Genomic DNA, 23,244 nt, shown 5'->3' on the forward strand with positions numbered 1-23,244 from the left:
ATCCGTCCGTTCCAAACATCGTGTCTAAAGTTTTTTGTCACTGAGGTCACTTTTTGGCAGCGCCACCCTCTTTGGTGTCCGCATTGCCGTCTTTGTTTTTGTCTTTGTTCTTGTCGTCTTCGCCCGAACCGCTGGTCGCCGATTCGGCCCCATAGCCCAACACATCCACCGACAGCGTCAAACTCTGCGCCGCCGTGGCGGTGCGCGCCGCATCGGCGGGCGGCGCGGTGGTGGCGCTGGCGGGGGCCGGCGCGGCAGCGCTGCCGCTGTCCATGGCCACCGCGCCGGTCACACCGGCGGCAGCAGAAATGTTGTTGCCGTTGAGCACCAGCGACGCCGTGATCTCCACCTTGCCGGTCGAGCGCACGCCCGCGTCACCCGCGTCAAAAATGCCGCGCGGTGCAATCGCCACCACGTTGCTGGGGGGCTGGCTGTCTGAGGTTTTCAAGGTGGCAATGCCAGAGCCCGAGATCGAACCTGAGATGTCCAACTTGGTGTTGCCGCTGGCGTCGGTGGTCAGCAACGGCGGCGGTGCCGATGACGCAGTTTTGCTGCCCCGGCCCGCATCGATGTTGCCGTACTCAGACACCAAGCTGATGTCGCCCCCGCCCAGGGTGAACACCCGCCCTTGGTTGACGATGAAGTCTTGCCCCACCAACACCCGCAAAGCGCCGCCCCGAATCGTGAACAAGCCGTTTTCAGACGGCGACTTGCTTGCCAAATACGTGGGAATGTTCACCAAGCCCGCAATCACCGACCCCTTGGGCGCAGCCAAGCCGACCGAGCCGCCTTGTTCGGTTTTGAACTCGCTGCCAAACACCTTGATGTTGCCGCTGGCAAACGAAGCCGGCGCATAGCGACTGGCAATGGTTTGGTCAAACTCCGTCAACGACACTTTGGCTGCCGCCACCACATCGGCCATGAAACCTGCCGCCTTGGCTTCAAACTGCGCCGGCGTCAGTCCCACATCAGCTGGGCCCAGCTTGGCACCCGCCACCGCGTCAATCGCCGCGCCGCCCTCGGGCAAATACACGTTGTCCAAATTGCCACGGGTCACCACGCCCCTGCTGTTGCCCAGGTCAATGTCGCGCCCAGCCACCAGACTCAGCAAGCCCGGGCCGGTCACCACGTGGCGAACCGGGTTTTCTTTGCCAGTGTCGGTGCTGTCCACCACATCGCGACCGGCCACCACTTGGGTGCGGTCGGTCGCCGCGTTGTGCTGAATGGCAAAACTCAGGTTCACCACATCTTGCTGGGCCGATATTTCGGCTTTTTTGGGCAATACCAGCGCCGCGGTGGGCAAGGTGTCGGTGTCGGTGGGGATGGGCAACACCTCCACATTGCCAGTCAAGGCCACCAGGCGCACAGGCTCGCTGTCGTTGGCATGCAACTGGCCGGGCGTGTGGGCGGCCAGCGTGTTGTTTTTGCTGCCGGTCACCATGGCCATGTCGGAGCTCAGCCAAAAAGTCGGCGCGGCCCAGTTCGAAATGCTGGCCGGGTTGGCGTCCAGCATCACCACCCCGCTGTACAAGGGACCGTAGGTGCCCAGCTTCACCGAGCCTTGGGCCATCAACTCCAACTGCCCTGTGGCGTTCGGTGCCATGCCCATGCCCTGGCCCAACAGCACATCGCCCGCCAGCGACACCACCTTGAGCTTGGGGGCAGACCAGGCATACAGCGCGTTGGAGAACTGCCCGTAAGGGTCGTAACTGGGCAAACTGGGACTGGTGTTGGCCACCAACAAGCCATCGTTGTCGAGTACCGCTTGCCCGCCTGAAGCGGTCAAACGCACCGCGCTCTGGCCGCCATAGGTGCTGAAGGCACTGTACTGGCCGTACTGCGCCCGGTATTGCAAGTTGCCGCTTTGGCTGCCAAACCAGTAGTTCGAGGTTGGGTCCACCGCCGCGCCCACGTTGGCCACGCTTTGGCGTGTCAAGGTGGGGTTGTAAATGGCTTGAATCGCCAAATTGCCGCCCGCCTGCACATCGGCCGTGGCATTGCCCAGGGCCAGCAGGGGCTTCAAGGCCGTCATGGCAGACACCTCGTTGCCCTGGCTGTCGGTTTCGTTGGGCTTGAGCACGTCCACCACCCAGGTGTTGCCTGCGGCCACATCGCGGTCGGCGCGAATCGCCAACCGGCCTTTTTGCACATAAAACTGACCGCCCAGCACGTCTTTGCCGGCGCGCACGCTCAAGTCACCACCGCCTTGTTCTTGCAGGCGGCTGGCGTCGACCCAGCCTGTGCCGACGGCGCTGGGCAAATACGCATTGGTGGCCACACTGGCCATCACATCTTTCACCGAGCCACCGGCATTGACCGACAGGTTGCCGCCGCCCAGCGTGGCCAAGCCACTGCCCAAATAATCGGTGCGGGCCCACCAGGCGGTGTTCAGGGTTTGGGTCTCGCCTTGGGCCGTCACGGTTTCAAACACGCGGTGCACCCCGTCTGGCGCCAGCTGGCTGCGTCCTTGGCGGAACAGCCAGTCGTTCACCAGCTGGGGCACCACGGCCCCCACCACATCGCGGCCAGCCGTCACTTGCAAGCTGCCGCCGTCGCGCCCAAAGGCGGCGGCTGTTAGCTCGGTGCTGCTGGCGCCATACGCCGTGTTGGCGATGTTCTTGGGCGTGGCCGCACCGGCCACGTCACTGGCGCGACCAGCGGTGTACACCGCCGCACCCAAATATTTGTCGTATTGGGTTTGGCCATCGGGGTCGCGCAAGACCAAGACGCCCAGCACCACATCGCGCCCGGCGGCCAGACTGATCTGTCCAGTGCCCGTGCGCACCAGCGCCACCGGCGTGCTGCTCGCTGGGGTTTGGCTGGCAAAGTCCAGCCGCACGTCGCCCTGTTGGGTTGAGGCCACGGTGGCGTCTGGACGGGCTGCACCCAGGTCAGCACCGCCCACCAAACGCAGGTTCCACGACTTGGCCGACCGGTCGAGTTGCCAATCTGGCATGGCCAGTGCGGCGTTGTCGGGTTTGACAAAACCGTCGCTGATGGACCCCAGCACCTTCAGGTTGGCCCCCGCGCGCAAGGTCAGGCTGCCGGCTTCTTGGCCAAACCGCCAGTCGTTCAAGTTCCAACCACGTTGGTTGGCCTGAAGGTTGGACTCCCCCACCGACACCGTCAAATCCCCGCTGGACCGCACTTCCACCCCAGGGGTGAGCCGGGTCTGCGCCGCCAAGGGCGACAAGCGCGCCAGCACGGCGCTTTGCGCGCCCGTCAAACGCAATGCATCGGTGGCCATGCGCCCTGTCAGGCCGGCATCCACATTGCTGCCCAGCACATCGGGCTGGTCGCTGATGGTGCTGGCCTGGTAACTGCGCACGGCCTCTAGCGTGGTCGAGCCACTGCCCAGCACCTGGGTTTTGAAGGCTCCCACCGCCACCTCGGTGCCATTGCTGCTGCCATTGCTCACGCGGGGCGCGCGCAACACCAGCGCGCCGGCATCGCCCGCGCCAGCCGCCGACACATCCACCTGCGAGCCGGGCTGCAACCACAGGCTGGCGCCTTGGTTCACCGCCGAGGCATCTTGTCCATTGGCATTGGCAGCACCCAGCACCACCCGGCCTCCGTCGCCCTCTGACCCGGCCGACGCGGTGGCGGCCACGGTGGCGCTTGCCCACAAGCGTGCACTGGGCGACAGGGTCAAACGCCCGTTGCCACCCGCCGGGTTGGCCTGGGCCGCATACAAGGCAATGGTGCCGCCATGGGCACCGCGGGCGTCGAGCTCGCCCGACACCGTCAAATTGCCGTTGTCCACTGCAATGCTGATGTCTTGTGCGCGCATCTTGCCCGCCACCGTCAGGTCGCCGTTGCGCACGCGCACATCGCGCGCGGCCGTCATGCCTGCGCTGTCCAAGTTGGTGTTCAGTGCGTCAAACGCGCCGGCCACGTCCATGCGCTGCACGTCCAGGCTGAAGCGGCCTTGCTGGGGCGCAGCATCCAAGCCGCTGTCAGGCGCTGTCACGGCCTGCGCTTTGATCGCGCCCGCCAAACTCACCGTGCTTTGGGCACCCCCCACGGCACGCACCGTCAGCGCCCCCGCATCGGCGCCGGTGGCCGACAGGTCCAGGCTGGCCAAGGGGCCCAGTGTCACATTGCCCACGCCACCGTCCAACACCACGCGTCCAGCCGGGCTGTAGGCAAACCCACTGCCAAATGCACGGCTCACCCCGGGCACGTCCAACCTGCCGGTGGTCAGCATCACACCCGTGGTGGCGGCGTCGGAGGCCTTGACCGTGATGGCGCCCGACGGCGCATACACCCAGGTGTCCACGCTCACATTGCGGCCCGACAAACCCCAGCTGCTGCCCAAGCCCGCTGCGGCATCGGCACGCAACACCCCACCCGCGCTCAGCTGCAGGTCAGCGTTGGCTTGCAGCTGCTGCGAGGCACCGTCCAAGGCATCCAAGCGCGGTGCCTGCACCGTCAGACCACCGCCGGTGCTGAGCACACCGTCGGCGCCCGCGGCATACATGTCGCCGGTCGCCGTCAAGGCCGTGGTCGCCAACCCTTGCAACTTCAGCTGCCCAGCACCCAGGCGCAGCACGCCCGTGTTCAGGCGCATCGCGCCCTGCGCGTCAGGCACCGTTGGCACGTTCAAGCTGGCGCTGCGGCCGTCCAATCCCATGCGTTGCGCCGTCAGCTGCAAGCGTGGCACGCCGGCTGAACTGGCCATGGCATTCAAAGCCGCCGCACCCAGGTCGAGTTGTGACATCGTCTGTGAGCCCAAGGCCACATCGCCATACACCGACACGGCCTGGTCGGCCTGCAAGGACACGCGGTCCAAACGGTTCAGCTGGGCGATGAACGAGGCATTCAGCCGGGCTGTGCCGGGTGCCGCAGGCGCGGCATCGCCCAAGCTCAAGGCTGGCACGCTCAGGCCCCAGCTGCCGCCGTCAGACACCCGCACGTTGGCGTCGAGCTTCACCGAACGGGTGGCATCCATCCACACCGAGCCAGAGGACGCGATGTCCGAGTTGCCCAGCAAGGTCAAGCCACCGCTGCCGGTGGCAGAACGGCTCGGACGGGCCATTTCAAAATTCGGTGCACTGCTGACGGCCAAGAAAGCCCCAGCCGATTCGTCCACCCACAGCGGCTGCCCCACATGGTCAGGGCGCCCCAGGGCTTGCAGGCTGGCACCGGCGTTCAGGCGCACTTCTTGGCGCGCGGTCAGCCACCAGGCACTGCCCACCAAGGGGCTGGCGCTGTTGGACAGGCGCACCTCGCTGGCCTCGGTCTGCACATGCACACCGTCAACGGCCTGGCTGCGTTGGCCGCCCAGCAACACGCTGTCGGCCTTCAAGGCACTGATTTCAGAGGCCAGCAAGCGGGTGGCTGTGCCCGTGTCTTGTGTGGCCGTGGCCACCACCTCCAATTGCGGGGCGGTGATGTCCACCTCGCCTTTTTTGCCTGTTGCGTCGCCCGCCAAGTAGGTGTTGCCTTGCAGGCTGATCACCGGCGCCGTGCCGGCCACCGCAGGGGCCAAGGCTTGCACCACCAAGTGGCCGCCATTGGCTGGCAAGGCCGGGTCGACGTTGCCGGTGCGCGTGGCCTCGCTGGCGAAAAAGGTGTTGGCATCGTAGTCGCGGTATTCGCTGCTTTGGCGAATCACCGCTGGCGGCAACACCCTGAAGCCTTGGGTGCGCATGTCGCCCCGGCCATCGGTGCTTGACGACAGGCTGCCCGACACCGTCCACGAACCGTCGGCATTGCGGGTGTTGGACGCCGCCGCCATGTCGCGCAAGCCGGCTTGCGCTTGCACCGCAAAACCGCCGGGCAGCAAGGCAAAATGCCCCGGCAACAAGGTGTAGTAGCCTGCGGCCAGACCCGGCAAACCCGACAGGTACACCTGGTCGCCGACTTTCAAGCCAGCGGTGGCGTCCACCGCATCGACCGGCGCCACTTTGGCGCTGAAACCGGGCAACACCGCCCAAGCATTGGACAACACGTCGCTAGAACCGCCAGGGCCGGGCAAAAACTCCAGCGCTTTCACCACCCCACCGCCCGACAAGTCCACCACCGCACCGGTTTGCACCTGCACCGCTGCCGACCTCAGGTCGATGCCTTTGGCTGGCAAGGCGGCCTGTCCCAGGGCCGGGTTGGGGTTCAAGTCGGTGGTCAGGTGGATCTCTTGGCCGTTGGCCAAGGTGTAGCTCCAATCGCTGCCGTTGGTCACCCGCCCCAGCAAGGCCACGGGCGCACCTGCCACCGAGGTCACGCTGCCAGTGGACAACACCAAGGCGTCTTGGCCCAACAACGCAATGCGCCCCATGGGCGCCAGCAAACGCCCGCCCTGGGTGATGCGGTCAGCTTGCAGGCTCACCGAGCCGCCCACCGACAACACCGGCCCCGGCGTGCCGGCCGATGGCGCCAGCGTCAAGGTGCTGGGCCCCACGCTGGGGTTCAAACGGATGGCAAATTCGGACAAGGTGCTGGGGTAAATTTGCTGCGCCGTGAGGCTGAGCTGACGACCTGCATCCAAACTGCCCAAGGCATGGCTGGCCTCGGCGTCGGACACTGGCGTGCGGCTCACGCCGATCAAGCGCAGGTCGTTGCTGGCGCTCAGGCGCAGGTCGCCAATGCCTTGGGTGCTGCTCACGCCTTGCAAGTCCAGGTCACGCGCGGTCACACTCAAAGTCGCTGCGCCGTCGGTGCTGGCTGCGGCCGAGTTTTGGTAGGCGGCGTCGGTGTTGCCCAAGCGCACGTAAGGCGCAGACAGCTGCGCTGTGCTGGCGCCTGCCATGGCCAGTTGCGGCGCGTCGAGCACCAGCTTGGCGCCGAGCGCCAAGTTCACACCATGCCCCACTTCAATTTGGTTTTCGCTCTTGATGTTGAGCTGGGTGAAGCCTTGGCTGGCCAAGTTGCCCACCGGCACCACGGCCACACCGGTGGCCGCCCGGGTGGCGTCAAACGCAGAATCCAAACGCACCACCCGGTCCATGGCCGGGTAGTTGCTGCCCGAGTTGTCGCCCAAGCGGTCGAGCACCACCGACAAGCTGCCCCCCGCCGTGGCGCTGTTGCCCGCCTTGGCCACCAAGGTGGCGCCCAGGGCCAGCGACTCGCGGGCCTGCATGTCAATGCTGCCAGCGCTGCTGGCCAACACCTGCGCCTCGGTCACCGTGCCTGGGCCGCGCAGCCGCAGCGCCTGGGAGGTGGCGGCACCGCTCACATCCAGCGTGGCGCCCTCTTGCAAACGCACATACCCCACCGCCGGCAGCAGTTGCCCGCTTTCGAGCCTGCCGATGCGGATGCTGCCACCATTCAACACCTCGCCGCTGGCCAAGCCGGTGGCGTCCAGCACCAACCGGTTGGCCGTGCCGGCCACATCCAGTTTGGCCTGTGGTCCCACGTCAATGCCATGGGCGGCGTCATAAGGCTTGGAGGCTTTGGCATCCAAGTACAGGTTGACCTGCCCGCCCGGCACCTGCACCTGGCCCAAGACCTCCACCTGGTGCTGGCCATTGAAGGTCACTGTTGAGGGGCGTGCGGCGTCCAACCCTGGGTCCAGCGACACGCGGGCATCCACGCCCAAACGCACGCGGCCCAGCGCTTCGTCGCCCGACAGGTCTTTGCTGGTGGCCGCCAAGCTCAGGCTCATGCCTGGGCGCACCCAGCTGCTCAAGCTGTCGGCCAGGGGCAAGGTGTCCACCGTGGCCACAGCGGCCATGCGGGCGGTGGCGGGTTGGTTCCACAGGTCATAAGGCAAGCGCCAGTTGCGGGCCTGCAACTGCCACTGCGTGCCATCCACCACCGTCAAATTGCCATTGGCCGTGAGGTTGACGCTGCCAAAACCGCCTTGGTTGAGCCACTCGGGCGTCAACACCAGGTCGGCACTGTCGGCCAGCCCTTGGGCGGGCTGACCTACAAAAACGTTGCGCCCGGTCAGCGACAGCGTGCCACCGGCCTTGAGGCCATAGCCCGACAGCACCACGTCAGGCCCTAGGGCCAAACGGGTGTCCAGGGTGCTCTGGTCGGGTTGCGCTTTCCAGCTGATGCTGCCCGCTGCACCGGCCGTCAGCTTGTTGGTGGCGTTCAGCCAGGCGCCGCCCGACACGTCCACACTCACCCCACGGCCCACTTGCAGGTCATGGGCCGACAAATTCAAGCTGCCACCTTGGATGGCGTAGGGCTGCAGCGTGGCCAGCGCGGCACCAGCTTGGGTTTGCAGGGTGACGGCGTCGTTGAGGTAGCTGCCCGCCAAGTCAAACCGGGTGTTGTTGGCCACGTATAAGTTGTACAAGGCACTGGCCGTGACCTTGCCGCCAGCCGAGCTCAGCCCGGCATCCCAATACAAGCTGCCCAAGGGCGCGGCCAAGGTCAGGCTGCTGACGGGCGGCAAATTCAAAGCCTGGGTGACGCGCAGGTCGCCTGGCACCGTCCAGCCGAAACTGCGAAAGCCCTTTTGGAACACCGCATTGCCGTCGATCGACACGGCGTCTGTTGGAGCCCCTTGCGGCACCGGGCCGACATAAAAACTCCCTCCCCCAAGGCCCGTGGGATCGGTCAAAGTAATTTGCAAGCTGGCGCCTTTGGGCGTGGCAGCATCGGCCAGGTTGCGCTGCAACAGGCCTTGTACCGCGTCGCCCTTGAGGCTGGCTTGCAGTTGCAGCTGGGGTGCACCGACCTGCAGGCGGCCGGCGTTGTAACCCACGCGGTAGCCCGCCTCGTAGTTGGCCGAGCTGTTGGCCAAGTTCACCACGCCGGTGTAGGCCAGGTTGGCGGGTGCGGTCTCTAAATCGTACAACCTGCCATTCAGGCTGAGCTTGGAGGTGTTGACATAGCCGCCCTGCACATCCACCCATCCGCCCGACACGTTGATGCGGCTGTCGGCTTGCAGGCTGACCCGTCCGTCGGACTGGATGTTCACCGTGCCCCCGGCAGCGGTCAACTCGCCGATGGTCTTGCCCGCTTGGGCGGCATAGCCCGACAAATTGGCCACCGCCATGCCGTCGGCTTTGCGCAGGTCAAAACGCACGGTTTGCCCGCGCAAGGCAGAGTCGCGCAAGACCAGGTTGTCGGCCAACTCACCGCCGCGCAACTCGCCGGCCACCACAAAAGACGCCATGTCCTTGGGCACCTGGCTGCTGCCTGACACGTCGATGCTGCTGCCAGCCTCCATGACCACCTGGCTGCTGTTGCCCAGGTTGTCCCCAATGGGGGTGTACACCTTGCCCGACACGCTCACCTCGCCCCCCGGGGCCAGCACCGCGCTGCCACCTTGCAGGGTGACTTGCTCACCGGCGAGATCGACTATGGATTTTTTCAACGCCGCCGTGGTGGTGACGGGCGTGAGGGAAAAGCCCGGGCGGCTGTCAGAGGCCAGGTAGTCGGCGCTCAACACCGTGTCTTCTTGGCCGGTGCTCAGGTTGACGCGTTTGTATTCTTGCAGCGGGTTGATGCGGGTTTGGCTCAAGGGGCCCAGCACCAGGCTGCCGCCTTGTTTAGCCTTGACGTACTCGCCAACCATCTCGGCACCGTCTTGGGCTTTGAGGTAGATCGAGCCATTGAGGGTGACCGAGGTGCTGGCCGACACCAACCCCATTTGGTTGACCATGCGGCCCATCAGGGTGGCGTTGCCGCGCTGCACCTCTATTTGGCCGGCGTGGGTGACGCTGGGCTGCATCTGCTGGTCTGCCTGGGCCGAGAGCAGCTGCAAATCTTGGCTGCCCACCTCCACCAAAAAACCACGCATGGCGGCGCTGGTGGGCGCGGCCAAAAACACCCGCGTGCCGGCGGCCAACACCACTTGGCCATCGGGCGCGGTCAGCACGCCGTTGTTGCGCACCTCGGGGGCGGCCAACAACAAAAAGCCGTTGCGGGCAGCGGTCAAGGCCGCGCGTTGCAAGGGGCTGCCTGTGAGGTCGCCCTCAACCACCACCGAACCGGGCAAACGGCCCAGGAGCGGGTCCATTTGCAGCTGCGGCAAGTCAGATTTGGACAGCAAGCCGTCCATGAACCGCTGGGTGTCCACCTTGAGGCTGGTGGCCAGCAGGGCATTCACATCCACGGTGGCGGTTTTGCCGAACAAAATGCCGTTGGGGTTGTAGATGTAAACCTGACCGTTGCTTTGCAGCGCGCCGTCGATGGTGGTGCGGTTCAAGATGGCACCGCCTTGCACCAGGTTGAGCACGCGGTCTGTGGGGTTGACCATGCCAAATTTCAGGGTGGCCTCTTTCCCCACGTCCAGGCTGTTCCAGTTGAGCACCGTGGCCGGGCCTTGCAGGTTGACCGTCATCTGGTTGCCCGTGACCGTGCGTTGCGCACCCAGGCCTTGCTGCAGCCATTGGCTGGCCGCTTGCGGCATCGCGTTGGCAGGCAAGGCGGGCGGCACGGTTTGCGCCGACAAGGTGCCGGCAGACACCACACCCGCCAACAGCAAGGCCCACACGCAAGGGCGTGGCTTGAAGCAGCCTGAATTGGTGTTGCGTGAGGGGGCCATGGTCAAAACTCCGTGTACAAGCGCACATGCGCCCGCCAATCGCCGCGTTGGGTGCCGCGTGCCGCCGTGTCGCCGTCCTGCAAGGCACGGGCCACGTCCATGTTCAAGCCCAAACCGCGCGGGCCCAGCCAGCGCATGCCACCCCCCACACTCCACAAGCGCGCTTGCGAGACGGTTTGGATCGGTGGCAGGTTTTGCACCCACGCGGCGTCGGTGAAAGCCAGCAACTGCCAGCGCCAAGGCGCGGTGCCCACCGTTTGGCGCACCCAGGGGCTGCCCCACTCCAGCGCAGCGCGCAGGCCTTGGTCGGCCACCCGCTCGCTTTCGTAATAGCCCCGCACCGAGTCCACCCCACCGGCATAAAAGCGCTCGCTGCTGAGCAAGGGGCCGCTGGCGAGTTGGGCATCGAGCTTGTAGCCCAAGCTGCTCACCCCTAGGCTGCGGCTGCTTTGCCAGTTCATGCGCAACACCGCAAAGTTGGCCGAGGCGCCGGGCCGGCTGGCGGCAAAGGCCGTGTCTTGGTTCAAGCCGCCCACGCCACGCACGCCCCACAAGCTGCTGACATCGAGCACGCTGGGGCTGGGCTCGTGGCGCTTGTCGATGATGCGGTAGACCATGCCCACCGGCGCGTAGCGGATGGCGGGTTGCGGCACCTCGCTGCCGGGCTGGCGGGTCATGCCACGGCTGTCGCGGTGGTCCACACTGAGCGAAAAGTTTTGGTCTTGCCCCTCGGGCGCAGACAGCGGCCAGGTGTAGCGCAGACCGGTCACGTCGGTGTTGCCCACCACGCCCATGCCCTCGTACACCCAAATGTTCATGTTGCTGCGCGATTGGCTGAGGTAGGCGCTGAAACTCTCGCCCTTGAGCCCTGTGGGCACGCTGTAATTGACCGTGGTGGCGCGCACCTCTTGCGGCGCCTCTGGGGTGTACTGAAAGTTGAGCCCCAGGCTGTGGCCCAAGGCCCACAGGTCGTCGTAGCGCAAGGCTGCGGCCACGCGCAACCCCGAGGTGTTGAGGCTTTGTTTGGTGTTGACTTCCAGGCTGCCGTGCAAGGCCAGTTGGTCGTCCACGTCCAGCTGCGCGGCCACTGTGCCTGGCAAGGCACCGGCCTTGAGGACCGGCGAGACCTTGAGGTCTGCACGGCGGTTGAGCTCGTCCAACTGCCCCTGCAAGACTGAAAAATTGGGCACACTGCCCGGCTGCAAGGCCGACACCGCCTGAGCCAAGCGGCTGGGGGTGTTGTATTGGGCGCCAGCGATGTCAAGCGCCGACAAAGTGGCCTCCACCACGCTCAAGCGCACCACGCCTTCGTCAACTTTTTGCTCTGGAATCAGCACCTGCACACTCAGGTAGCCGGCGTCTTGGTAGCATTGTTGCAAGCTGCTGCGCGCGGCATCGACATCGGTGATTTGGCGTTGCGGACCCAAATAGGGCGAAACCGCTTGTTCAATTTGCGCCGCAGTCAGCAAGCTATTGCCACGGACTTCGTATTCCCAAATGTCAAACACGGCACCGCGCCCGCTGGCGGGCGACTGCGCCCATGCCAAGCCCATTCCCAGGGCCCACACTGCGGCACATCCACGCACACACAGTGCCCAGCGAAACGACGACATGGCCAAAACAAAGTTCCCAAATTTCAATGTGTCCATTGGAAACCACCAGTGTTTCAGCAATTTGACAATACCAACAAAATCTCTAAATTTGTAAAAAAAGAAACAGCCCCGAAGGGCTGTTTCCAGACATTCACACACCCACCCTGAGGTGGGCGTCAAATGCTCAACCGATCAATACTGGCTCAAAGGGTTGAAGTTGTTGCCACCGCGGCTGTAAGGCGATTGACCAGCGCCCGTGCCTTTGAAAACCACACCTCTATAAAAGATGGCTTCATTCCTCATTGCAGCAATGAAAGCATCGGCCACAACTTTCTGGGCGCCTTTGTTCTTAGCGTTGGTCACCACGCCAAACTCAAACTGAAATGGATAGCCTTTGGTCAAAGCAGTTCTGTTGGTAATGTCAAAGCCAGTGGGAGAATCAAAATTCCCAGCATTTGGGCTGAAACCGTCAATCTTGACGGAGTAGCTTTTTATGTTCATGTAACTACAGTATGCTGAACAAAACAACGGATTGGAACCTCTGTCAGAAGACACAACGCCCAACACATATCCAGCGTCAGCAGTGGTTGAATTTGCAACCTTGCTGACGACGCTATCGGTGTTGGAATTGACCTCGATTGTCAAGCTGGAATCCATACCCCTGACAAATTGACCGTCAACCAAATTCGCACCGAGAACTGGGGCAAAAGCCCGTACAGTCTTGTCCAAATCTGGATTGGGAACCGAAGCAAAGAAAATTTGCGCCGCAGCTTGGGTGCCCGATGAGTCAACCCGGCGTTGCAAAGTCACAGGCGTGGCAGCGTCCCAACCGGCTGGGCGCTTGCCCATCATCAGGCTGGTCATTTCGGCTGAGAAGATGGTTGGTTGGCAATCGACAGCCATCACGCCCTCACACGAAGAAGGCAAACGACGCTCTGCAATATCACGTTTGACCAAAGCGTTGTACAAGTTGTTGTTGACAATGACTTGGAAACCTTGCATCGCGATGGGAATGTATGGAAAACCCCTGCGATCCCACTTGCCACCAACCAACTGGCCTGGCACTGCTTCGTTAGGACGCACGTCGGTGAAGGCGATACCAACGGTTTTGGTCTTGTCCACTCCCCAACCTGTTTTCAGATCAGCCGTGCTGATACCGTAGTTCAGGGTCAACAATTTCAAGTTAGGCAAGTTGGCCGCAACGTTGGGCAAAATATAAGCAGGAGATCCATCTGTACCAGTCAAACCAGCGCCATCTGGAAAATAAGGAATTCCCTTGCCCATGTTGTCAACTGATTGCAATGCGATGGTTCGCTGGTATTCTTTTCCGTCCACGTTGTTCAACAAGGAGCCGGTTTTGGCACCAGACAAGAGCATGTTCACGCCGGCCATGGAGCCGTTGAGTGTGTTGACCATGATGGCCAAACGCTTGCCAGCAATAGATGCGTCGGCATCGGCCTTGCCAAAACCGTACATGGCGAACTGGTTTTTGTTCTCTGTCGAGCCATCCGCATTCAATGTCTTGATGTAAACCACGGGCTTGCTTGGGTCAAACATGGTGGACATGGCGAATTTGTAGAAGTCGCGCATGGCTATGCCGCCAGCGGCGAAGAACGTTACTTCAGGAGCACACTGGCTGACCAAATCTTCAGCTGTCACTGGTACCCTTACGCACAAAGCAGCCTTAGAGGCAGCGAAAGCGCTGACGCTGGCCATGGCCAGGACTGCAAAAGCAATTTTGTTCAATGCCATAGAGACTTATTTGGGTTGGATTGAGAGTTGTTGACCCCTCGCTCAGAGCAGCCATACTTAGGATTCGATTCAGTGAGTTTCGACAAATCCACATTTCCTATTCTTCATACTAATTTGACAAATTCACCCAAAAAGACGCCAACTTGCTAGTCCATTTGGGTCAATTTGAATTGTGAATTTATTGTTGTGAAATCTGAACATGCAAATGGAGGCCGGCGATGTCATGGCTGCATGGCTGCAAACCTTTGCACGGCTATGACATTGGAGTTTTGGCCTTGCCGAAACTTAAAAAAAGAAACAGCCCCGAAGGGCTGTTTCCACACATTCACACACCCACTGAAGCAGGCATGTCAAGCATTAGAGCGATTACTTAGCGACGTACTGGCTCAAAGGTGCAAAGTTGTTGCCACCGCGGCTGTAAGCAGATTGACCTGCGTCCGTACCGTTGTAGACCACGCCCTTGACGTTGTTGGTTTTGAGAATCAAAGCTTCTTTGAACATGGCGGCTACAGCAGCTTGCGGTGCTTTGTTGGCTGCGGTTGGGATGATGGCGCCGAACTCAAACTGGAATGGATAGCCTTTGGCCAAAGTGGCTTTGGCAGAAGAGTCGGAAGTCACAACGCCAGAGTTGTCGTACACGTTGGGGCTGAAGCCGTCGATCTTGACAGACAAAATGTTTTTGCTGGCAGTGGTGTAAGCACCTTTGTCAGAAGACAACACCCCCACAGAGTAACCTGTGGTATCCAAGGGAATTTTGGCAGCCACGTTGTCGCTGCTGCTGTTGACCACAATGTTCACACCGGAATCAGGACCAGCGACAGTGCCTGCATCACTCAAAGTGGCACCCAAAACAGAGGCGAAGGCAGATTGTGTCTTGACCAAAGCGGGGTTAGGCGTAGTGGCAAAAAAGATTTGCGAAGCAGCTTGGGTACCCGAGGAGTCCACGCGGCGTTGCAAAGTCACAGGGGTAGCAGCGTTCCAACCGGCTGGGCGCTTGCCCATCATCAAGCTGGTCATCTCAGCAGAGAAAATCGTAGGTTGGCATGCAGCAGAAGTCACGCCGGCACATGCAGAAGCCAGACGGCCTTCGGCGATGTCACGTGTGACCAAAGCGTTGTACAGGTTGGCGTTGACGGCCACTTGGAAACCTTGCATGGCGATTTGCACGAATGGGAACTTCACGCTGTCCCACTTGCCTTTGTTGGCGATTTGACCAGGAACGGCTTCTGAAGGACGCACGTCGGTGAACGCAATGTTCACCAGTTTGTTGGCATCCATGCCCCAACCTGTTGCGTGGCTGGCAGCAGATGCCTTGAAAGGCAAAATCAACATGTTGGTCGTAGGTGCTGCAACAGTAGAAGCTGGCCAATTGTAGTTAACGCCCACAACTGGAGTTGAAAGAGCGTTTTCACCCACAGCATCAGTTACCAAGCTAGAACCGGTTGGTGCAAAATCCTTGTTGAGTTTCATGTTGGCAGCAGATTGCAAGGCGATGTCCAGTTCGTATTCCTTGCCATCGACATCATTGATCAATGAGCCGACAGGTTTTGCGCCCGTCAAAATCTGGTTCACACCCGCCATGGAGCCGTTCGTCGTGTTGACCATGATGGCCAGACGCTTACCTTTGACGCCATCAGCAGCAGTAGACTTGGCGTAGCCATACATGGCGAACAAGTCTTTGTTTTCCGAGGTAGTAGAACCTTCTTTCAGAGTTTTGACGTAAACCAAAGGCATGGCGGGATCAAACATCCCGGCCATTGCAACCTTGTACGAATCGCGCATGGCTGTACCGCCAGCAACAAAGAATGTCACCTCTGGAGCACATTTGGCAACCAGCTGAGCAGCGGTTGGTGCAGTAGGGCAAACAGGAGCAGCAGTAACAGCGAAAGCGCCTGTGCTTGCCAAAGCCATGGCGGCGAAAGCAATTTTGTTCAATTTCATAGAGACCTCGTTGGGTTGGATTGAGAATGCTTGGCCGCACTCTCAGTGCAGCCTTACCTATGATTCGGTGACCTTCACCAAATTCACAGAGGCTATTCTTCTGAGCTAATTTGACAAATTCACCAAAAATGACGCCAACTTGCTAGTCCATTTGGGTCAATTTGAATTGACTTGTGTCACACAGCAGGTTCACTGGTGGGCGGCGGCTTGCACGCGGTTGCTGACCGCGAGTTTTTGAAAAATAATTTTGAGGTGATTTTTGACCGTGAAGGGGCTCAGGTTCACGATTGCGGCGATTTCGATGTTGGTTTTGCCTTGCCGGATCCACTTCAAGATTTCTTGCTGCCGCACGGTCAAGCCGTAAGTGTTGGCGTTGGCCCAGGCGTCGTCGGAGGCCACCAGCGGGCGCTGCGATGCCGCCACCCGCATCAAAGCCAGGTGCAGCGCACCCTCGACCAAGGGCATCCACACCGCATGTTCTGTGACCTGCGGGCCAATCAAGGCAAAGCAGACCGAACCATTGCCCGCCAAGTCGCCCGCGTCGGCACACCAGATGCTGCCGAGCTTGAGTTTTTTCCACTGCTTTTTCATGTCTTCGTCGATCATGGCGTCGTTGCGCCCGTCTGCGTTCATGAGCACGTGTTTGAGTTTGTACTGGCGGCAAAAGTTTTGCAGGCGCAGCAGCATGCCGTGGCTGGGGTCGAGCAAGTCGTTGACGATCCGATCCGACAGCGGCTCGCTGTGCATGGCGTCGGAGAAGCTCAAGCGCCCTTGGGCGTCATGCACCGCAAACACCAGCACTTCGTGGGGGTAGACGGCCCACAAGGCACCCCGCACCCACATGAAGAGTTGCGACAGGCTGTGCACATCGCGGGCCGATTCGAGGGCCGCCAACAAGTAGTCGGTCACCTCGGCTTGCGGCCATTGCCCCCGGCTCATGCCTGAGCCGCCTTGGTTTTGGCCTTGGGTTGCTCTTGCCCGTCGAGCATGCGAAAGCCCACCGAGCGGATGGTTTCAATGCAACGGGGGTGGCCAAGGCGGTCCATTTTCAAGCGCAGGCGCGACACCAATTCGTCGATCTGTTTGTCCGTGGCTTCGTCATCGTCGGCATAGATCAACTCCAGCAAGACAGCGCGGCTGAACACTTGCATGGGTTTGCTCATGAGTGTGCGCAACAGCATGTGTTCAGGCACGGACAGGTCCATGCGCTCGCCGCCAATGGCGGTCAAGCCGGTGGCCAAGTCCATGATGACGCCATTGACTTCCAGCCGCGACTGGGATTGGTCCATCTCCAGCCGGCGCATTTTGCCGTTGATGCGCGCCAGCAATTCACGCACGCGAAAAGGCTTGGTCAGGTAGTCGTCCACGCCCGCATCAAAGGCCTGAATTTTGGCGTGTTCGTCGTCTCGGGCGGTCAGCATGATCAGGTACACATCGTTGCCATAGAGTTTGCGGATGCGCTTGACCAGGTCCAAGCCGGAGTGGTCTGGCAGGTTCCAATCCAGCAGCACCAACTGCGGCCGCCACTGGGCCAACAAGGTCATGGCCATGTCACGGCCCAAGGCCATCAGGGGTTCGTAGCCTGCACGCGACAGGTTGAGTCGCAACAACTCTTGCAAAGCGGGATCGTCTTCAACAATCAGAATTTTCCGGGCAACGTTCATGAGTTCCTGTGCATGCACCAAAGGCGTTGGCGCGAACTATGACCAAGAATTGCGAAAGCTAAATGACAAAAACGACAAAAACAACAAAGTTATTGAAATTGTTTTTTCACACAAGCAGCGCCGACCAGCGCAAGCGCATCGGCGGCTCGCCGGTCAGTCACCGGATGATCAGTGCTTGGGTGCTTGTGGGCTGTGCAGCCAGTCTTTGGCCAAGGCATAGCCAGCATCGGCCGACTTCTGAGCCCAGGTGGTGGCCAGCGCTGGGTTGCGTGGCACACCGAGACCGTGTGCATACATCAGGGCCAAGTTGTACTGTGCAGCGGCATGGCCTTGGGCCGCGAGCACTTGGAAATGAAACAAAGCCGATACAGGGTCAGCCCCTTGTACCGCTTGCAGTCCGGCTTGAAAGTCGGGCTGCTGGGTTTGAACTGCGAGTGCCACAGGTGGCAAGGCCCAGAGCGCCGCACTGAGTGCGACCATGCGCGCGCCAGTGATCAGCAGCGAGGGAGACGTCATTGCGCGGTTTGCTTGACGGTCATTTTGGCGCCAGCGGTCAAGGTGGCAGAAAACGTGTTTGAGTCGCCCACTTGTTCAATCGACAAACTCGAACCACCATACAAGACGGTGGCAATTTTGTTGTAGTTGCCGATTTGCGAAGCAGACAAGGTGGCTGCACCTTCCATCATCGCCACGGCCAATTGGTTGCCAGAACCTTCTTGGTAGACGGTGGCAATGTGCCCATCGCCCGACTGGTACAGGCGAGCTTGGTTGGTGTCGCCCACCTGGATGATGGTGGCCGAGTTTTCGTTGCCGATCTGCCAGATTTGGGCAATGTTGTCGACGCCACCCGTTTGCTCGATGGAGGCCAAGTTGGTGTCACCCGCCTGGAAAATGGCCGCTGTGTTGCCACCCGAGGCCGCGTCCAAACCCATGGTTTCGGTCTGGATATCGGGCACGCCGAAGTCGGTCAGCATGGACAAATCAGCCGCTTGCAAGGCGGTACTCCACAGCAAAGCAATTGCCAACAGAGTGCTTGAAAAAAGTTTCATGTTCAAAATCCAAAAAGGGGCGACATGAGTCTGTGGGTTCTATGAAAAAAGCAGAACAAGTCCTGAGAGAACTCATTCTGCCATGCGCAAACCTCAGTACAGATTACTGGTGTTGGTAGATTGCAGCGCGGTTAGACGAGCCAGTCTGAACGATCACAGCGATGGCGCCAGAGTCAGCTTGGGCGATTGCAGCGAAGTTGGTGGCGCCGTTTTGCTCGATAGAAGCAATGTTGGTGTCGCCAACTTGTGCGATCAAAGCCACGTTGCCGTCAGCAGCCAAAGTACCAATGGCAGCAAATTCTGCTGCAGCCAATGCGACCACGCTGTCGGTATCAGCAGCAGTGGTGGTGTCGAAGTCGGTTGCAGCGAAAGAAGAAGTTGCAGCCAACATAGCGGCCACGAGGGCGATTTTCTTGAAGTTCATGATCATTCCTTTGAAGAAGTTAGTTTGATTGCCAGCCAATCCTTGAAGGTTTGATCGACTAGACAGGTATTAGTTTAGGAATCAGTTTTGACAGTACTGGGGATTTGAAATAGTCCGAATGGGCTGTTTGATACCGCAAAACTGCCACACTTGCGGCTTCACAGCGATGTCGATGAGCCACCCAGGGTCAAAGCGGGCCCCACCGCCTTGGTGGCTGTGGCTGGCGCAGCCCCAGGCATTGGACTGGCTGCCTCTGGTGGCGGTGTGTTGAGGCCGGTCATGCCTGAAGCATTGCCGCGGGGCGTACCACTCTGCAGGGTGGGCGCCACCGGTGTGGGCAGGTTATCAGGCTGAGGCTGTGGCTGTGGCTGGGAGTCAGGCTGTGGCTGTGGCTGTGGCTGTGGCTGTGGCTGAGGCTGTGGCTGTGGCGCAGGCGGTGCCGGCACGGCCGCAGGCTCTGTGGTTTTGTAGGGGACCAGCAGGTGCTGGGGCTTTTGCGCCGGCAGCACCATGGCGTCGGCCAGAGTTCTGGGCATGGGCACCACGGCCTGGGCAGGCAGGTCGAAGCCGGTTTGTTGGGCCTCTGCCTCGCGGGCATAGGCTTGCAAGACGGGGTTGAACCAGTCTTGGGGTTGCTGCAAGTTCCAGGCACCGTAGCGCAGGCCTTGCAAAATCAAATGGACCACGCCCGACTCGATGGCTTGTTTGATGGCCAACTGCCCGGGCTCGTTGCTGGTGAAGCCGCCCTCGGTTTGCAGCAACGTTTTCCAAGCCACGTATTTGTTGATGCTGCCGCTCACGGAGTGGGAGTAAATGGTCTTGGTGATGGACACACTGGAGAGCACCTGGCTGGTTCGCACGTCGACCGAGCGCAAGTTGATGGTGACTTGGTCAACCAGGTACTTGACGTCGCCCCCCACGCCCAGGTAGTTGGCGCCTTCGCCGCCGGTGCGCACGTTTTGTTCGTAGCCCACGATGCCACCTTCGATGAGGTAGTTGGCAGCCAGCAGTTGCGGAAAACTCGAGCCGGGACGGCCCCGGTCACCCGGCAACTCCACCGCACGGGCAACCCGCCGTTCGGTCAAGAGGTTTTGCAGGCCTTCGCGTTCGACGGGGATGAACCAGCCTGTCTCCAGTAAGGTTTTGACCAATAAAGACGCGGCACCTTGGGTGACGGCGGTCGACAGGTTGCTGTCGGGCTGGGGCTTGAACTGGCCCGTCTGGTCACGAAAAGCGTACACCCCCACTGGGATGCGGTACTCGGGCGCAGGCAGGCGCAACAACTCGCGGCTGACGCGGGTGCCAGGGGTGAGCACCGCGTCTTCGCGGGCATTGGCCGGTGAGACCGTGCGCGGCGCGGAGATGGGCAACTGGCTGCATGCCGACAACAGGGCCACAGCCACCCATGCGAGGGACCGCCAACACAAACGCCATCTTGGAGGATGTTCTGGATTCAACATGTCACTGGTTCAAGATGTTGCCGATGCTGATTTCTGTGCTCTGCCCGGTTGTTTTGTCTTTGGTGACGATGGACAGGTTGCCGTCCGAACCCGGCTTGATAGAGATCACAAAATTACCGACGGCTGTTTCAGTGCCTGACGGTGAAAAGTTGCCCTTGGCGTCGAACAAACTGGTGATCACCTGAGACTGCAACTTGCTGGCAATGGCCGACTCGATGGCGTTGGTGAACTTTTCCAAGGGCGTTGGATCGGGCGTTTTGGGCGCCGTGAAATCGTTGTTGGCGTTGGCAATGGCCAGCAGGCCCGAGGCGTTGAGCGGATTGCCGCCAAACAGAGGGTTGACCGGGGCATACCGCAGTTCGCCGCCATGCACAGGCGCTGCCAACACGGCACACAGGGCGACCGAGAGCCACCCGGCAAAAATAGATTGCTTCATGAAAACCCTCTGCTTAAATGCCCGACTCTGCCAGATCGACGTCTTTGAACAAGGTCGCTTGCAGGTCGATTTCAGATACTTTTTGCACCGCCGTATCAACCGCCTCTTGGCTGATGCGCGCGAGCGTTAAAAAATCACGCGGCACCTGACGGCGAAAAATCACCAGGTCGGTGTAGACCACCAATATTTCGGTGCCGCCGCGCTTGAATGGCCGCTCTTTGATGAGCAGATTGAACTTTTCAAAGTTGTCTTTGGTCTGCCACAGCTCGGTGAACTTGGCATGGAAGTTTTGCCCCATGGTGGTCAACACCTCGCGCGTGACCACACCGCCGTACTCGGGCTCGGGCTTGAGGGAGGTCAAGGCGGGCTCTGAGCTGTCCTCGGTTTGGGCCTGCGCCGTCAGACCCAGACACAGGCAGGCGCACAGCAGTGCCTGAGCCCAGGCCTTGCTGTGTGTGCGGCCGGTAACAACCTCAAACAATCGTCAACCCCTTTTGCACCAGCAAGGTCACCCAATGGTCAGTGCCATAGTCGTCGGTGTAAGCACCTTGGAACTTGCTGAACAAGTTGGTAGTGCCACTGTTGACGGCCCCGGTGTCGGTGAAGCCGTTGAGGGCACCCACCTGCTCCAACCCGTCAATGCTCACTTCGCGACCCGTCAGGCCTGTGATTTTGAGGGTGTCGTACCCTTTGACGGCATCCTTCAAATCGCTGTGGATGTTGTAAATGTCTTTGGCACTGACCGCAACCGAAGCACCCACGCCTGAGACATAAATGTCTTCCACATGCTGCACGACTTGCCCGTTGACGTCGTGGTTGTTGAAATTTGCCAAATCCAAGGCCAGTCCAGCCAAACTGAACCGCAGTTGGTCAATGCCCGTGCCGCCATCAATGTAGGCAAAATTTTGACTGTCGGCGCTGGACAACTTAAAGGTGTCGTTGCCCGCCATGCCAAAGACCACATCGCCAATGGACTTCAACAAATTCAAATTGGCATCATCACCCGACGTCCCGTAATAAGTGGCGGCCTTGGTGGCATCTGAGTTGAGGAGCGTGATCGACGCCGCAGGCGTTTTGCTGGACGCCGTGACCACGAGCTGGTGGTAGGTGGTGGAGGTGTTGCCCGCCACATCGGCCTGCGTCTCAGCCAACCAAGTGCTGCCAGCGGCCGTGGGGGTGCCAGAAAGTTTGTTGTTGGCCAACACCAACCCTGCAGGCAGGGCACCCGAATAGTCTGCCCAGCCCTCCCCGTCTTGCAACACATGGCCTGCATCAAACAGGCTCAGGTTGACCGCTTGGCCTTTGGTGTAGAGCAAGGGATCTGAGATTTCAGGCAAGGTCAGGGTGGAGACCGTGGCCACTCTGAAGGCCGTGCCTTCGATGGGCTCGCTCATGTTGCCTGCCACATCAGTCACGGTGATCATCGGCGTGTACAAGCCATCTTCCAAGGTGTCGACTTGGACAGACCAATAGCCGTTTTCATCGGCTTGCGTGGTGTAGGGATCGATACCGTCTGCCACCAGCACGCTCACAGTGGCGAGGGCTTCGGTGATGCCTTCCAGCATGGGTGCTGGGTTTTTGGTGACGCTGTCGTCGGCATACAAACCCGTGTCGTTCTCGGCGTCGTGCACCACATGGGCCGTGGCTTGAGTGGGTGCAACCGTGTCCACAGTGAAGGGCGTGCCTTCGATCGGGTCGCTCACGTTGCCGGCCATGTCGGTGACGGTGATCATAGGGGTGTAGGTGCCGTCGGCTAGGCTGTCGGCGGTGACGCTCCAGGTTCCATCGTCGGCAGCATCGGTCTCGATGACCGTGCCGTTCAAGTCCACACTGATGTGCGCAAGGGCCTCTGCCGTTCCTGTGATTGTGGGCGAGGCGTTGTAGGTGATGCCGTCTTCAGCGCTCACGCCAGTGTCGTTGTCCGAGTCTTGCACCAACAGGGCCGTGGCTTCGGTGGGGGCCGACGTGTCCACGGTAAACGGTGTGCCATCAATGGGCTCGCTGGTGTTGCCTGCTGCGTCTGTGACGGTGATCAAAGGCGTGTACTCGCCATCGTCTAAGCCGTCGGCGGTGACACTCCACAGGCCTTCTTCGTCGGAGTCAGTCTCGAAGACGCTGCCGTTCAGGTCCACGCTGATGTGCGCGCCTGCATCCGCAGTGCCAGTGATCATGGGCGAGGCGTTGTTGGTGATGCCATCTTCAGCGCTCACGCCAGTGTCGTTGTCCGAGTCTTGCACCAACAGGGCCGTGGCTTCGGTGGGTGCCAACGTGTCCACGGTAAACGGTGTGCCTTCAATGGCATCGCTGACGTTACCGGCCACATCGGTCACGGTGATCATTGGCGTGTAGGTGCCGTCGTCCAGTGGGTCGGTGGTGACTGTCCAGTTGCCGTTGTCGTCGGCTTGGATGTTGTCATACACGGTGCCACCGATGTCCACGCTCACCAGCGCCATGGGCTCGGTCGTGCCTTCGATGGTGACAG

General features: G+C 60.7%; 13 protein-coding genes. All 13 read right to left on the minus strand.

The window, feature by feature from the left end:
- Nucleotides 1-46 precede the first annotated feature (46 nt).
- A complete protein-coding gene (locus tag ACKWJN_RS13455; protein WP_408597692.1) occupies nucleotides 47-10,444 on the minus strand; it encodes a filamentous haemagglutinin family protein in 10,398 nt (3,465 codons plus the stop codon).
- 2 nt (nucleotides 10,445-10,446) lie between these two features.
- The gene (locus tag ACKWJN_RS13460) at nucleotides 10,447-12,057 is read right to left on the minus strand and encodes a ShlB/FhaC/HecB family hemolysin secretion/activation protein (protein ID WP_408597693.1); all 1,611 of its coding nucleotides are present in this window, start codon (nucleotides 12,055-12,057) and stop codon (nucleotides 10,447-10,449) included.
- Between the two features lie 171 nt (nucleotides 12,058-12,228).
- Complete coding sequence (locus tag ACKWJN_RS13465) at nucleotides 12,229-13,788, minus strand: hypothetical protein (protein ID WP_408597694.1); 1,560 nt, start codon at nucleotides 13,786-13,788, stop codon at nucleotides 12,229-12,231.
- Between the two features lie 366 nt (nucleotides 13,789-14,154).
- Nucleotides 14,155-15,570 carry a hypothetical protein gene (locus ACKWJN_RS13470; RefSeq protein ID WP_408597696.1) on the minus strand — a complete coding sequence of 472 codons (1,416 nt, stop codon included), beginning with the start codon at nucleotides 15,568-15,570 and terminating at the stop codon, nucleotides 14,155-14,157.
- 348 nt (nucleotides 15,571-15,918) lie between these two features.
- Complete coding sequence (locus ACKWJN_RS13475) at nucleotides 15,919-16,668, minus strand: helix-turn-helix transcriptional regulator (RefSeq protein WP_408597698.1); 750 nt, start codon at nucleotides 16,666-16,668, stop codon at nucleotides 15,919-15,921.
- The gene (locus ACKWJN_RS13480; RefSeq protein ID WP_408597699.1) at nucleotides 16,665-17,393 is read right to left on the minus strand and encodes a response regulator; all 729 of its coding nucleotides are present in this window, start codon (nucleotides 17,391-17,393) and stop codon (nucleotides 16,665-16,667) included. Before ACKWJN_RS13480 ends, ACKWJN_RS13475 begins: the two co-directional genes overlap by 4 nt.
- A 168-nt stretch (nucleotides 17,394-17,561) precedes the next feature.
- Nucleotides 17,562-17,909 carry a tetratricopeptide repeat protein gene (locus ACKWJN_RS13485; protein ID WP_408597701.1) on the minus strand — a complete coding sequence of 116 codons (348 nt, stop codon included), beginning with the start codon at nucleotides 17,907-17,909 and terminating at the stop codon, nucleotides 17,562-17,564.
- Nucleotides 17,906-18,442 (minus strand): hypothetical protein, encoded by a 537-nt coding sequence (locus ACKWJN_RS13490; protein WP_408597702.1) that lies wholly within the window; start codon nucleotides 18,440-18,442, stop codon nucleotides 17,906-17,908. Before ACKWJN_RS13490 ends, ACKWJN_RS13485 begins: the two co-directional genes overlap by 4 nt.
- A 103-nt stretch (nucleotides 18,443-18,545) precedes the next feature.
- Nucleotides 18,546-18,866 carry a hypothetical protein gene (locus ACKWJN_RS13495; protein ID WP_408597703.1) on the minus strand — a complete coding sequence of 107 codons (321 nt, stop codon included), beginning with the start codon at nucleotides 18,864-18,866 and terminating at the stop codon, nucleotides 18,546-18,548.
- Nucleotides 18,867-19,024: 158 nt separating this feature from the next.
- Complete coding sequence (locus ACKWJN_RS13500) at nucleotides 19,025-20,293, minus strand: CsgG/HfaB family protein (RefSeq protein ID WP_408597704.1); 1,269 nt, start codon at nucleotides 20,291-20,293, stop codon at nucleotides 19,025-19,027.
- Nucleotides 20,294-20,327: 34 nt separating this feature from the next.
- Nucleotides 20,328-20,762 carry a curli assembly protein CsgF gene (locus ACKWJN_RS13505; RefSeq protein ID WP_408597705.1) on the minus strand — a complete coding sequence of 145 codons (435 nt, stop codon included), beginning with the start codon at nucleotides 20,760-20,762 and terminating at the stop codon, nucleotides 20,328-20,330.
- A 13-nt stretch (nucleotides 20,763-20,775) separates the two neighbouring features.
- A complete protein-coding gene (locus ACKWJN_RS13510; RefSeq protein ID WP_408597706.1) occupies nucleotides 20,776-21,243 on the minus strand; it encodes a CsgE family curli-type amyloid fiber assembly protein in 468 nt (155 codons plus the stop codon).
- Nucleotides 21,236-23,244: Ig-like domain-containing protein (locus ACKWJN_RS13515; protein ID WP_408597708.1), on the minus strand; the 2,009-nt coding region annotated here is incomplete at its 5' end. The genes ACKWJN_RS13510 and ACKWJN_RS13515, both read right to left, overlap by 8 nt.

The sequence above is a fragment of the Limnohabitans sp. genome, from assembly GCF_046052825.1.
In the GTDB taxonomy this organism is placed as follows: Bacteria; Pseudomonadota; Gammaproteobacteria; order Burkholderiales; family Burkholderiaceae_C; genus Limnohabitans.